At 49.4% G+C, this 13381-nt stretch carries 12 protein-coding genes and 1 rRNA gene; 2 read left to right on the top strand and 11 right to left on the bottom strand.

The features are described 5' to 3' along the window. Nucleotide 1: 1 nt before the first annotated feature. A 5S ribosomal RNA gene (rrf, locus tag FHD02_RS16340) occupies nucleotides 2-117 on the top strand. 104 nt (nucleotides 118-221) lie between these two features. Here rrf and FHD02_RS16335 read toward each other — a convergent pair. The 7 genes from FHD02_RS16335 to FHD02_RS16305 form a co-directional block, all read right to left on the bottom strand. After that, a complete protein-coding gene (locus FHD02_RS16335; protein WP_042311366.1) occupies nucleotides 222-980 on the bottom strand; it encodes an amino acid ABC transporter ATP-binding protein in 759 nt (252 codons plus the stop codon). 7 nt (nucleotides 981-987) lie between these two features. After that, nucleotides 988-2091 (bottom strand): amino acid ABC transporter permease, encoded by a 1104-nt coding sequence (locus FHD02_RS16330; RefSeq protein ID WP_137360160.1) that lies wholly within the window; start codon nucleotides 2089-2091, stop codon nucleotides 988-990. 9 nt (nucleotides 2092-2100) lie between these two features. Continuing rightward, nucleotides 2101-3282 carry an amino acid ABC transporter permease gene (locus tag FHD02_RS16325; protein ID WP_061382544.1) on the bottom strand — a complete coding sequence of 394 codons (1182 nt, stop codon included), beginning with the start codon at nucleotides 3280-3282 and terminating at the stop codon, nucleotides 2101-2103. A 69-nt stretch (nucleotides 3283-3351) separates the two neighbouring features. Beyond that, entirely contained in the window at nucleotides 3352-4377 is a 1026-nt protein-coding gene (locus FHD02_RS16320; RefSeq protein WP_038634415.1) for an amino acid ABC transporter substrate-binding protein, read from the bottom strand. Nucleotides 4378-4844: 467 nt separating this feature from the next. After that, entirely contained in the window at nucleotides 4845-5066 is a 222-nt protein-coding gene (locus FHD02_RS16315; protein ID WP_003025292.1) for a lipoprotein, read from the bottom strand. 271 nt (nucleotides 5067-5337) lie between these two features. Further along, nucleotides 5338-8451: an efflux RND transporter permease subunit gene (locus FHD02_RS16310; protein ID WP_042311363.1), complete on the bottom strand. Its 3114-nt coding sequence runs from the start codon at nucleotides 8449-8451 to the stop codon at nucleotides 5338-5340. 11 nt (nucleotides 8452-8462) lie between these two features. After that, the gene (locus tag FHD02_RS16305; protein ID WP_220394088.1) at nucleotides 8463-9623 is read right to left on the bottom strand and encodes an efflux RND transporter periplasmic adaptor subunit; all 1161 of its coding nucleotides are present in this window, start codon (nucleotides 9621-9623) and stop codon (nucleotides 8463-8465) included. Between the two features lie 414 nt (nucleotides 9624-10037). Here FHD02_RS16305 and envR point away from each other — a divergent pair, with 414 nt between their 5' ends. Continuing rightward, nucleotides 10038-10694 carry an acrEF/envCD operon transcriptional regulator gene (gene envR, locus FHD02_RS16300; protein ID WP_137360156.1) on the top strand — a complete coding sequence of 219 codons (657 nt, stop codon included), beginning with the start codon at nucleotides 10038-10040 and terminating at the stop codon, nucleotides 10692-10694. Between the two features lie 34 nt (nucleotides 10695-10728). On the opposite strand, the gene FHD02_RS16295 is transcribed toward envR, so the two are convergent. The 4 genes from FHD02_RS16295 to dusB all read right to left on the bottom strand — a co-directional run bounded on the left by FHD02_RS16295 (nucleotide 10729) and on the right by dusB (nucleotide 13236). Next, complete coding sequence (locus FHD02_RS16295) at nucleotides 10729-10893, bottom strand: DUF2556 family protein (RefSeq protein WP_032940702.1); 165 nt, start codon at nucleotides 10891-10893, stop codon at nucleotides 10729-10731. Nucleotides 10894-10975: 82 nt separating this feature from the next. Continuing rightward, nucleotides 10976-11860, bottom strand: a complete 885-nt coding sequence (gene yhdJ / locus FHD02_RS16290; RefSeq protein WP_042311358.1) for an adenine-specific DNA-methyltransferase — start codon at nucleotides 11858-11860, stop codon at nucleotides 10976-10978. Nucleotides 11861-11948: 88 nt separating this feature from the next. Beyond that, entirely contained in the window at nucleotides 11949-12245 is a 297-nt protein-coding gene (gene fis / locus FHD02_RS16285) for a DNA-binding transcriptional regulator Fis (protein WP_000462905.1), read from the bottom strand. Between the two features lie 25 nt (nucleotides 12246-12270). Next, nucleotides 12271-13236 carry a tRNA dihydrouridine synthase DusB gene (dusB, locus tag FHD02_RS16280; protein ID WP_061382541.1) on the bottom strand — a complete coding sequence of 322 codons (966 nt, stop codon included), beginning with the start codon at nucleotides 13234-13236 and terminating at the stop codon, nucleotides 12271-12273. Between the last annotated feature and the right edge of the window lie 145 nt (nucleotides 13237-13381).

The raw sequence follows: 13381 nt of genomic DNA, 5'->3' as shown, positions 1-13381 counted from the left end.
GCCTGGCGGCTGTAGCGCGGTGGTCCCACCTGACCCCATGCCGAACTCAGAAGTGAAACGCCGTAGCGCCGATGGTAGTGTGGGGTCTCCCCATGCGAGAGTAGGGAACTGCCAGACATCAAATAAGTGAAAAGGCCATCCGAAAGGATGGCCTTTTTGCGTTATGCTTCTTGCTAACCTGTAAGCCCGGTATGCGCAACGCCACCGGGCAAAACAGAAGATTAATGAATCACCTGCGACAGGAATGCCCGCGTACGTTCTGACCTGGGATTGGCAAAAAACTCATCTGGCGGCGCTTGCTCCACAATCTCGCCAAGATCCATGAAGATCACGCGGTCGGCCACCGTGCGGGCAAATCCCATTTCATGGGTAACGCACAGCATAGTCATACCCGATTGCGCCAGACCGATCATGGTATCAAGCACCTCTTTCACCATTTCTGGATCCAGCGCTGATGTGGGTTCATCAAACAACATAATTTTAGGTTTCATACATAACGAACGTGCAATGGCCACGCGCTGTTGTTGTCCACCAGAGATTTGCCCAGGATATTTATGCGCATGTTCAGCAATGCGAACTCGCTCAAGGTAGTGCATTGCCAACACTTCAGCCTCTTTTTTCGGCATCTTTTGCACCCAGACTGGTGCCAGCGTACAGTTTTGCAGGACCGTCAAATGAGGAAAGAGATTGAAGTGTTGAAAGACCATGCCAACTTCTTGCCTGACGCGCTCAATATTGCGAATGTCTTCATTGAGTTCAATCCCATCCACCACAATACGTCCTTGCTGATGCTCTTCCAGATGGTTAATACAACGGATAGTTGTCGATTTACCCGAGCCGGAAGGACCGCATAAGACGATACGCTCTCCTTGTTTTACCTGCAGATTGATGTTTTTCAAAACGTGGAACTGTCCGTACCATTTATTGACGTTTTCCAGCGTAATCATCGCGTCAGTAGACTGCATTAATAATTGGTTCATAAATTCCTCAGTGCGGTGTACGCCCGGTATTAAAACGTTTTTCCAGATGTTGGCTGTAACGCGACATACTGAAACAAAAGATCCAGTAAATCAGTGCGGCAAAAACATATCCTTCAGTCGACATACCCAGCCATGCAGGATCCACGGTTGCTTGCTGCACGCTGCTGAAGAGATCAAACAGGCCGATGATGATGACCAAACTGGTATCCTTGAACAGGGCAATAATCGTATTAACCAAACCAGGAATAACCAGCTTGAGAGCTTGTGGAAGAATGACTAACCCTTGGGTTTTCCAGTACCCCAGGGCCAGTGATTCAGCCGCTTCATACTGACCTTTTGGCAAGGCCTGTAATCCCCCACGAACTACCTCTGCAACATAGGCTGACTGGAAAAGAATGACGCCGACCAGTGCCCGGATAAGCTTGTCGATGCTGGTCCCCTCCGACATAAACAGAGGGAGCATGACAGAGGACATAAACAGGACGGTGATCAACGGTACGCCGCGCCAGAACTCAATAAAAATGACGGATAAAATCCGAACGATTGGCATATGAGAACGACGTCCCAATGCCAGTAGAATCCCCCACGGGAGTGCACCCGCAATACCGACGGATGCGATGATAAGCGTCAGCGTTAACCCGCCCCACTGCCGGGTTTCTACCCGCTCAAGTCCGAGAAAACCACCGTACATCAACCACCAGACCACCAAAGGATAAAGAACTGCCCAAACGGCGATATAACGACCACGGTGGGGAATGATTTTCCAGAACATGGGAACGATTGAAACAAGGCCAATCAGCAGGGCCAGATTTATGCGCCAGCGCTGATCGTGTGGGTAAAGTCCATACATGAATTGTCCGAAGCGTTCATGAATGAACACCCAGCAGGCCCCCGCTTTGGTACAGTCAGCTCTGGTAGAGCCTATCCAGTTGGCCTGAAAAAATACCCAGTTCAACAGCGGTGGAAGGAAGGACCAAATTAGCCACACGCATAGCAGCGTGAGCAGGCTATTTGACCAAGTGGAGAACAGGTTTTTGCGAACCCAGAACAGACAGCTGCTTGCCGGGTTACTGCTCTGGCGCGAGGGGTGAGACAGTAGTGCTTTTGTCATCATGGCTCCTTAGCGCTCGATCAGTGCGATACGACGGTTATAAATATTCATCAGGAGAGAAATGCTCAGGCTGATGATCAGGTACACCGACATCGTGATGGCAATAGTTTCAATGGCTTGTCCCGTTTGATTGAGTACCGTGCCAGCAAACAGGGAAACCATATCCGGGTAGCCAATGGCGGCAGCGAGCGAAGAATTTTTAACGATATTCAGGTACTGACTGGTTAGTGGAGGAATGATGACGCGCAGCGCCTGTGGGATGATGACCTGGCGGAGCGTCACCGGATTTGGCAAACCCAGAGAGCGTGCTGCCTCATGTTGGCCATAAGGAACAGCCTGAATTCCTGCCCGAATAATTTCTGCAATAAACGCTGAGGTATACACTGAAAGCGCCAGCGTCAGAGCCGCCAGTTCAGGTATAAGCACCATACCGCCACGGAAGTTAAAACCGCGTAGCTCGGGGATATCCCAGTGAAGGGCCGCGCCAAAAAACCATTGTGAAATCATCGGTAAAAATACGAATAATGCCAGAGCTGTGGGCCAGGTACGGCGTAACTGACCGGTTTTGATCTGGTGCATTCTGTTGAAGCGAAATAGTCCGAAGGTGACAGCGATGGCAATAAGGACCGCAGTACAAAAGGCAAAAAGACCTTCTCCCATTTGCGGCGCCGGAATATACAGCCCCCGGTTGCTCAGAAACATCAAATCCAGCGCGTTCACTGCCTGACGTGGGCCGGGTAGGTTACGTAATACGGCAAAATACCAAAAGAAGATCTGCAATAGCGGCGGGATATTGCGGAACGTTTCGATATAGACCGTGGAGAGCTTTCGCAATAACCAGTTATCTGACAGGCGTGCCAGCCCGAGAAAGAAACCGAGAAATGAAGCGAAGACGATACATAGTGCGGAAACTAACAGCGTATTAAGCAGGCCGACCAGGAACACGCGGCCATAGGTATCGCCTTGCTCGTAATCAATCAGATGCTGGACGATACCAAATCCGGCGCTGCGGTCGAGAAAAGAAAATCCCGAGGTAATACCGCGACTGCTCAGGTTATTAATCGTGTTATGAATGAGATAGACCGCAATGCTAATGACCGCAATGACGGCGAGTATTTGGAATAACCAGGCGCGGACCGCAGGGTTAGAAAAGGATAGCGATCCTTTTACGGTTGAGCGGCGATGAAGCATAAGAAAACCTCGGTAACAATGGCTCTGGGCTGAGCGCCGCAGCTGCGGCGCCCGTTACATCACTTTGCATTAGCGCACCGGTGGCGCATATTGAATGCCACCGTTGTTCCAGAGGTTGTTCTGTCCACGTTTGATCTTCAACGGACTTTCCGATCCAACGTTACGTTCAAAGATCTCCGAGTAGTTACCTACCTGCTTAATAATGTTATAAGCCCATTTGTTATCAAGCTTCAGATCCTTGCCATAATCCCCTTCTTTACCTAGCAGATGCGCCATATCCGGCGTTGCAGGATTAGCCGCTTTTTCATCAACGTTTTTCGAGTTAACCCCCATCTCTTCCGCGTTCAGCATGGCGAACAGCGTCCAGCGAACAATGGAGAACCATTCATCGTCGCCACGACGTACAACCGGACCTAACGGTTCTTTAGAGATAACTTCTGGCAGGACAATCCATTCTGCAGGATTGCTCAGCTTGATGCGCAGGGCATATAGCTGAGACTGGTCGGAGGCCAGCGTATCACAACGTCCTGATTCCAGAGCCTTGGCTGATTCATCCGAGCGGTCAAACGTGACAGGGGTGTACTTCATATTATTGGCTTTAAAGTAGTCAGCCACGTTCAGTTCGGTATCGGTTCCTGCCTGAATACACACCGTTGCGCCATCCAGTTCTTTCGCGCTCTTCAGGCCGGCTTTATTGTGGGTAAGAAAACCAATGCCATCGTAATAGGTTACGCCAGTGAAAGACATGCCCATACCTGCATCACGAGAGGAGGTCCATGTGGTATTACGCGAGAGCATGTCGACTTCGCCAGACTGTAACGCGGTGAAACGTTCCTTGGCGGTGAGCGGGGTATATTTTACTTTGGTATCATCGCCAAATACGGCGGAGGCAACGCCTCGGCATACGTCGACATCAATACCTGAAAACTTACCGCTCGCATCGGCGTAAGAGAAGCCAGGCAACCCGTCACTGATCCCGCATTGCACAAACCCTTTTTTCTTTACGGCATCAAGTGTTGCGCCGGCATGCGCCTGATTTGCTATCGCAAGGAGCACGCCGGCCGCAGCCAGGCTGGCTATTATCATCTTTTTCATAGAGCATCCTGTGTGGAGGAATTATTGTTATGAAAACGTTCTGAAAACGTCTTTTACCGGTCTGTGGCTTTGGCCATACTCTTTTAAGCAAAGGTAGTGCCAGGTTTTTGCGCACGATTATTCGACGCAATATGCAGAGTGTAGACAGGAAAAAATAAATGCAGCGCCCTGAAGTGGTGCAAAATTGAAACGTAAGCCACATTTCAGCGCAAAAATTTTAAAATTAGACAGGACGCGTGATAACGATTTCGGACGTTAATATTGATCGCGTGAGAATAATGAAAAGAAAACGCGGTGTAACAAAGAACAGGAAAAATGCTACTTTCAAATCGTGGATATGTGAGGGATATCTATAATAATTTTATTATTCAGGAAGAGCTATAAACCAACGTTTTGTCTTATATGTGAATTTTATTTTATTGCTAAAAGCGCGGTAACCACCGCGCCTTTAAAACCTTTAAGAAGAGTTATTTGGTCAGGGCAACTATCCCAAGCGTCAATCCGGCAACGGCGGCTGCGCCACCGGCGATGGCACCGGCTGTTTCCCAGTTATCCTGCGTGGTGCCTTTCATACAGGTATTGGTATGGACCAGGCGTCCCTGATCGTCGTATACAGGTACGCAAGGAGAATCGTGTGCACAACCGGCAAGAAACGCGGTAAGCAATGCAACGGATATTAATCTTTTCATGGTGTTACCTCAAAAATAAGCGTTTCGCTAATTGAGCAAAGACAAGCGCTAAGCCATCTGCGAACTCGGTCATTATTTTACCACCTCTTAAAAAAAGACTGACAGAAGGAATAATCTCAATTCATGTGGATTGTAAAAATAATGGATAAAAAGAAAGGTTGCGGGCGGGTTTTAATGACCGACTTAAATGAAATAAATGGCTATCTTATTAATAAACAAAGAGAGAGTGTACCGATGAAAAAGGCGTCCGTAGACGCCTTTATTTTACAAATTAATCAGTGTGCCGACTAAAACGCCGTCTGACGACAACGAAGAAGACGGGAACGAAGAAGATCGCCAACAATGTTGCGGTTAGCATTCCCCCCATTACACCTGTGCCGACCGCATTCTGTGCACCGCTACCCGCTCCGTGGCTGATAACCAGAGGCATAACCCCCAGAATAAATGCCAGGGATGTCATCAGGATAGGGCGAAGACGCATGCGGGATGCCTCCAACGTCGCTTCGATCAGCCCTTTACCCTCTTTATCCATCAGGTCTTTGGCAAACTCGACGATCAGAATGGCGTTTTTAGCCGAGAGGCCGATAGTGGTTAGCAACCCAACCTGGAAGTACACGTCGTTATTCATCCCACGTAGCGATGCGGCTAGCAGTGCGCCAACCACGCCAAGCGGTACAACCAGCATCACCGAGAACGGGATCGACCAGCTCTCATACAATGCGGCAAGGCAAAGGAAGACAACGATGAGCGAGATAGCATACAGCGCAGGCGCCTGGTTCCCTGAGAGTCGTTCCTGATAGGACATACCCGTCCAGTCATGGCCGATACCGTTAGGCAGTTTCTCTGCCAGGCTTTCCATCAGCGCCATCGCTTCACCGGTGCTTCGGCCTGGCGCAGCTTCTCCTAACAGTTCCATAGAAGGCATACCGTTGTAACGTTCCAGACGTGGTGAACCGTAGATCCAATGTGCGGAACTGAACGTGGAGAACGGTACCATTTCGCCATTGGCGCTACGAACATACAGATTATTGATGTCTTCCGGCAACATACGGAATTTGGCATCGGCCTGTACGTACACTTTTTTCACGCGGCCACGGTCAATGAAGTCATTGACGTAATAGCCACCCAGCGCAGCGGAGATGGTTTCATTAATATCGGACAGCGAGACACCAAGGGCCTGAGCTTTTTCCTGATCGACATCCAGCTTGAACTGGGCGGTATCCTCGAGACCGTTTGGACGCACGCGAACCAGCAGGTCAGGGTGTTTAGCAACCATACCCAGCAGTTGGTTACGCGCTTGTGTTAACGCGGTATGCCCCAGCCCGCCCTGGTCAATCAGCTCGAAGTCGAAGCCGGTTGCGGTACCCAGTTCAACAATGGCTGGCATGTTGAAAGGGAACACTAAGCCGTCACGAATCTGGCTAAACGCACGGGTTGCTCTGGCGATAATCGATTCAACGTTATTCTCGTCGCCACTGCGTTCTTCCCAGGGCTTGAGGCTGACAAACGCCATCCCTGAGTTTTGCCCTTGCCCGCTGAAGCTAAAGCCGTTAACCGTAAAGACGCTTTCGACGTTGGCTTTCTCGTTGTTCAGGTAGTAATGCGTAACCTGATCCAGCACTTTCTGGGTTCGCTCTTGCGTTGCACCGGCCGGAAGCTGAATCATTGTCAGGAATACGCCCTGATCTTCTTCTGGCAAGAAGGAGGTTGGAAGGCGCATAAACAACACCGCCATCCCAATCACGATAATCAGGTAGACGACCAGGTAACGCCCGGTTTTACGCACAATACCGCTGACGCTATTGGTGTAATGATTGACGCTGTGATCAAATTTGGCATTAAACCAGCCAAAGAAACCGCTTTTATTCTCGTGATGTTCAGCCGATACCGGCTTCAACAGCGTTGCACAAAGCGCGGGAGTCAGGATCAGCGCTACCAGCACTGAAAGCGCCATTGCAGAAACGATGGTGATAGAGAACTGCCGATAGATAGCCCCGGTTGAGCCGCCAAAGAAGGCCATCGGGATAAATACCGCAGACAGCACCATGGCGATACCGACCAGCGCGCCCTGAATTTGTGACATGGATTTTTCCGTCGCCTCTTTGGGCGGCAGATTATCTTCCATCATCACACGTTCCACGTTTTCCACCACCACTATCGCATCATCAACCAATAGGCCGATGGCGAGTACCATGCCGAACATCGTCAGGGTGTTTATTGAGTAGCCAAACGCGGCAAGTACGGCAAATGTGCCCAACAATACAACAGGTACGGCAATGGTTGGAATGAGCGTAGCCCGGATGTTTTGCAGGAACAAATACATGACCAGGAACACCAGCACGATCGCTTCAAACAGCGTTTTTACCACTTCATGAATGGAGATGGTTACAAACGGAGTGGTGTCGTACGGATAGACCACCTTCATTCCCTGCGGGAAGAACGGTTGCAGTTCAACCAGCTTGGCTTTGATAGCGTTTGCGGTATCCAGCGCGTTTGCCCCGGTTGCCAGTTTGATCCCGAGACCGGATGCTGGTTTCCCGTTAATACGCGCGACTACGTTGTAGTTCTCCCCCCCCAACTCGATGCGTGCAACGTCTTTCAGGTGAACGACCGAACCATCGCTATTCACGCGTAAAGTTACTTTGCCGAACTCTTCAGGGTCTTTCAGTCGCGTTTGCGCAATGATAGAGGCATTAAGCTGCTGATTAGGCAACGCAGGCGTACCGCCCAACTGACCGGCAGCAATCTGATCGTTCTGCACCTTCAACTGATTGATCACATCAACCGGTGTGAGCTGGTACTTATTCAACAAGTTTGCATCCAGCCAGATACGCATAGCGTACTGCGCACCAAACAGCTGCACGTCACCCACGCCATTCAGACGGCTGATCGAGTCTTTAACGTTCGAGGCGACGTAGTCGGAAATGTCATCCTGCGTGGTTTGTGGGTTGTCAGAAACAAAACCCGCGACCATCAAAAAGCTGCTACTGGATTTCTCGACGCTGATCCCCTGCTGCTGAACTTCTTGCGGCAGTAGTGGAGTGGCGAGCTGCAGTTTGTTTTGCACCTGAACCTGCGCGATATCGGGGTCGGTACCGGACTGGAAGGTCAGCGTGATGGTCACACTACCGGCAGAATCGCTGGTGGAGGACATATACATCAGGTTATCGATACCGTTCATATTCTGTTCGATAACCTGCGTGACGGTATCCTGTACCGTTTGCGCATCCGCACCTGGGTAGGTGGCGGAAACCGATACGGCAGGAGGCGCGATGGTCGGGTACTGCGCCACGGGCAGTTGCATAATTGCCAGAGCACCCGCCATCATCAGAATGATGGCCAGTACCCAGGCAAAGATAGGACGCCTGATAAAAAAGTTAGCCATGTCCGGTTACCTTATTGGGCTTTCGTCGCTGGGGTTTCAGTATCGGCGGTTGCTTTAACCTGAACGCCAGGGCGTGCTTTTTGTAAGCCGCTCACGATAACTTTGTCACCGGGTTGCAGACCTTCGCTGATGAGCCATTTGTCGCCAATGGCTTGAGCGGCGACAACTGTCCGCGCTTCAACCTGGCTCTTGTCGTTAACGACCATCACGGTGGCATCGCCGCGTGGCGTGCGCGTTACACCCTGCTGCGGAACAAGAATGGCATTCGGCTGGACGCCTTCATCAATGCGCGCGCGCACAAACATGCCTGGCAGCAGCGTGTGCTGTGGGTTAGGGAATACGGCTCTGAGAGTGATTGATCCTGTGCTTTCATCAACCGTTACATCAGAAAATTGCAATGAGCCTTTCAGCGGATATGCCTGACCATTTTCCATCACCAGCTCGACGGTACTGCTGGCGCTGTCTTTATGCAGACTGCCTTGTTCAATAGACTGCTTGAGGCGCATAAAGTCGTTACTGGACTGCGTCACGTCAACATAGATGGGATCGAGCTGTTGCACAGTAGCAAGCTCAGTTGCCTGACCATTCGTGACTAATGCGCCTTCGGTGACGTTAGATTTCCCGATTCGTCCGCTAATGGGCGATGTCACTTTGGTGTAGGCCAGGTTGATACGTGCGCTTTCGACTGCCGCTTTGGCCGCGATTACGGAGGCATCGGCCTGGCGGGCATCAGCAATTGCCTGGTCGTACTCTTGCTGGCTGATGTACTTGGTGCCAACCAGCGGCACATAACGTTTTACCGTTAAATGCGCGATAGCGGCCGCCGCTTCACTCTTTGCCAGTTCGCCTTTGGCACTGTCATAGTCAGCCTGGTAAGTCGCGGGATCGATCTGATAAAGCGACTGACCGGCTTCAACATCGCTCCCCTCGGTGAAATTACGTTTAAGTACAATTCCACTAACCTGAGGACGGACTTCTGCAATACGAAATGCTGTGGTGCGTCCGGGTAATTCGGTCGTCACGGCTAAAGGGGCCTTTTCGACGACATGGACAGTCACCTGCGGCTCTGCGGGATGTGCTTGTGTTTCTCCCTGATCGTTACAACCGGCGAGTAATACAGCGGAGATGATGATGAATGAGGGCAGGAGTGAAAACCTGGCATTTTTCGTCATTTCTATTCCTTAAAAAACCGAACGCTCGTTATTAACCGGGTAACAGCAGAGGTGATAACGCGCACAAGAAAAAATAATAGTTGGCTATCCTACAAATTATTAGCTTGCGATGTAAGCAATACTTATTTATGGGCGGGGTTCACGGCACATAAAAGCAAAAAAAGATTAATCAGCTACCGTTTCATTGTGATATTTATAGCAACACCATGATGCTGATAAATACATTTTGAAATGATCATCTGAATGGTGAATATATTTGTTTCTGTTATTTGTCTTATCTATTCGTGTGTAATGTCCGTAATTAAATACTTTAGACCTCGTCTAAATAAACGCTAAGTGATACATTTGTTCCAGATCGAAAATATTACATAAGAAAGTTAATCATTCTCTACTCCAATCCAGATAGTCGGAATCATGGCCAGAAAAACGAAAGCGGATGCCCTCAAAACGCGACAGCACCTGATGGAAACGGCGATTGTACAGTTTGCCGCACGTGGCGTAGGTAATACGACGCTAAACGACATAGCGGATGCCGCCAATGTGACGCGGGGTGCACTTTATTGGCATTTCGAGAATAAAACTCAATTGTTTAATGAGCTATGGTTACAACAACCTCCCTTACGCGATCTTATTCAGGACAAGCTTATTGGTCGTTGGGGGGATAACCCTTTACAGCGGTTGCGTGAAAAATTTGTGGTGGGATTACAATATATTGCGGAGAACCCTCGTCAGCAGGCATTAATGCAGATTTTATATCATAAATGCGAATTCCATAAAGATATGATATCAGAGCAGGCCATTCGCGATAAAATAGGTCTCAGCCACCAAAGCATTCGCGATTCTCTCCAACGGTGCGTAGATGAAAATTTGATTGCCACCAGTCTGGATTTAGACGTCATCATAATTATTTTGCATGGTAGCTTTAGCGGAATAATAAAAAACTGGCTAATGAATCCAGAGAGTTATGATCTTTATGGGCAAGCGCCAGCATTAGTTGACAATGTATTAAAAATGCTAAGCCCGGACGGCTGCGTAATGCAATTAATACAGAGTGAAAACCAGGTTGGGTAGTTTAGCCGCCAGGGCCTGACGGCTGTCGGCGGTGCTAGTCGAGATCGGCGCAGTTGACCAGCTTTAGGGGATTCACTGAGTTCATATTCCGACACTTGTCGTGCTCTGTTGTCATCAGTTCTATCCACTGGATGAGCAGCGCATCAAAAAGAAAAACGAAGACCGCAAAAACAACCAGCCACCAATACTTGCGAATCATTGCTAAATCCTGTGTATTCATGCCTAAGCTTGCAGGGAATATACACGAAATCAGTAAGCTGAAAAGCAGACTTACAATGCCTTTACTTTGCCGAAAGAGCGCCACTGTTTGCCGTTAATCGGCTCTTTTTGGACAGGTTTTTTGTCTTACGTTTTTTCACTTTTGCAAGTTCAGTCTCTGAAAAATGAGAACCGATACTCAGTCTTCTGAGCCCCATTTTTACGTACTCAGCATTGATTTCAATACCGACAAATTTGCGACCTAATTCCACTGCGGTAGCGCCGGTTGTAAAGCTGCCGGCAAACGGATCCAGCACTTTGTCATCCGGGTTGGAGGAAGCCAGAATGATGCGTTCCAGGAGGGCTTTGGGTTTTTGAGTGGGGTGATTTTCGTATTCGTCCATCAGATAGCGAACGCGGGGAAAATCCCAGACATTGCCCGGTACTTTTTTCTGATTGTAAGGCTGGGGCGGATTCTTTCTGTAGTCTATTAGCGCACGTTTAGCGCCCGTTTTAGCTTCAACCAGAACATCATTACGATTAAACGTGTAGTTTTTCTGATCTTTGACCATCATCAGGATCGGTTCATACATCGAACCAAAGTAGTTTTTAGCCTGTACCCCTGAGCTATCATATGACCACACGATACGGCTTTTGATGGTAAAAAGCTGGCGACATTTGAGGTCGATGTACGGCATGTTCTCCGTACTGTTCATGATGTACATGCTACCGTGTGGTTTGAGAATGCGATGGCACTCGTCAATGCATTCAAACAGCCACGCCAGAAAGGTCTCTTCGTCCCAGGATTCCACCATCCCGTCAAAGTCTTTGCCGATGTTATAAGGTGGGTCGGCAAAAATGAGATCGATGCTTTCAGCGGGTAGCTTTTTTAGCTCGGTTAGCGCATCACCCAGGATTATCTTTTTAGATTCATCGCCAAAATAGACAGGTTCACATCTTGCGTTCATCGCCAAAGCCTCCCGTGTGACGTTAATAAAAAAGGCGCTTCCCCATGCCGAGTAGCGCCTTTTAAAACAAACATTTAACTGATTAGTATCAGTTCATGCCGTATTTTTTCAGTTTTTTACGCAGCGTACCACGGTTGATGCCCATCATCAGGGCAGCACGGGTCTGGTTACCGCGGGTGTATTGCATCACCATGTCCAACAGGGGCTGTTCTACTTCAGCCAGTACCAGCTCATAGAGATCATTAACGTCTTGACCATTCAATTGAGCAAAATAGTTCTTCAGTGCCTGTTTAACCGAGTCACGCAGGGGCTTTTGAGTCACCTGGTCCTGGGAGTTAACGGTAGAAACGGTCAGTACGTCAGAATTTACGCGTTGTTCGAACATAGTTCTGTCAGCTCTTTATTTCTGTTTACGCAAAATTTTCGAAGTATGCCTCCAACGCCGCCAGCTGTTCGCTGGAATCTTCAATGGCGTTGAATGTGCGCCGAAACTGGTCATCCGGAGCGTGTTCCTGGAGATACCAGGATACGTGTTTACGCGCAATTCGGTACCCTTTTGCCTGACCATAGAAGTCGTGCAGTTCCCGAACATGCGCACAAAGCAAGCGCTTCACCTCTGCCAGTGGCAGCGGGGGCAGCAGCTCCCCAGTGTCCAGATAATGCTGGATTTCCCGAAAGATCCAGGGTCTTCCCTGAGCTGCACGGCCTATCATCAGGGCATCCGCCCCCGTATAGTCGAGTACAGCTCTGGCTTTAAGCGGGTCAGTAATGTCGCCATTCGCGATAATCGGAATGGAAACTTTCTGCTTAACTGCCCGAATACTGTCGTACTCAGCATCTCCATTGAACAAACAGGCGCGGGTGCGTCCATGAATGGTCAGAGCCTGAATGCCACAGTCTTCAGCCAGTTGGGCAATCTCTACGCAGTTACGGTGTTCCGGAGCCCAGCCGGTGCGAATCTTGAGTGTGACAGGAACGTCCACTGCATTGACGACCTCGGTTAGTATTGATTTCACTAAATCCGGGTACTGCAAGAGGGCTGAACCTGCGAGCTTGCGATTCACTTTTTTAGCCGGACACCCCATATTGATATCAATAATCTGGGCGCCGCTTTCCACGTTAATACGTGCGGCATCGGCCATCTCAACAGGATCGCTACCGGCAATTTGCACCGTGCGAATTCCTGGCTCATCAACGTGCACCATCCGTAAACGAGACTTGTCGCTTTCCCAAACCTGCGGGTTAGAAGACATCATCTCGGATACCGTCAATCCGGCTCCCATCTCATAGCACAGCGTCCTGAATGGTCTGTCAGTGATGCCAGCCATAGGTGCTGCGATCAGGCGATTTCTGAGCTGGTATTGTCCGATGCGCATGAGTTAAGAAATGACCATACTGTGACTGCAAGGCGGCGTATATTACGCATTTTTTGCACGAGATGAAAGGCCAAACTTTGACCAATCCACTGAGGTGGATCAATGAATTGCCGTAAATATGAACGTATGAATTTTTTTAATCATA

The sequence above is a fragment of the Citrobacter sp. EC_71 genome (assembly GCF_019584005.1).
In the GTDB taxonomy this organism is placed as follows: Bacteria; Pseudomonadota; Gammaproteobacteria; order Enterobacterales; family Enterobacteriaceae; genus Citrobacter; species Citrobacter werkmanii.
Note: the sequence above shows the minus strand (reverse complement) of the source record. Positions and strands in the feature narration are given on the sequence as shown.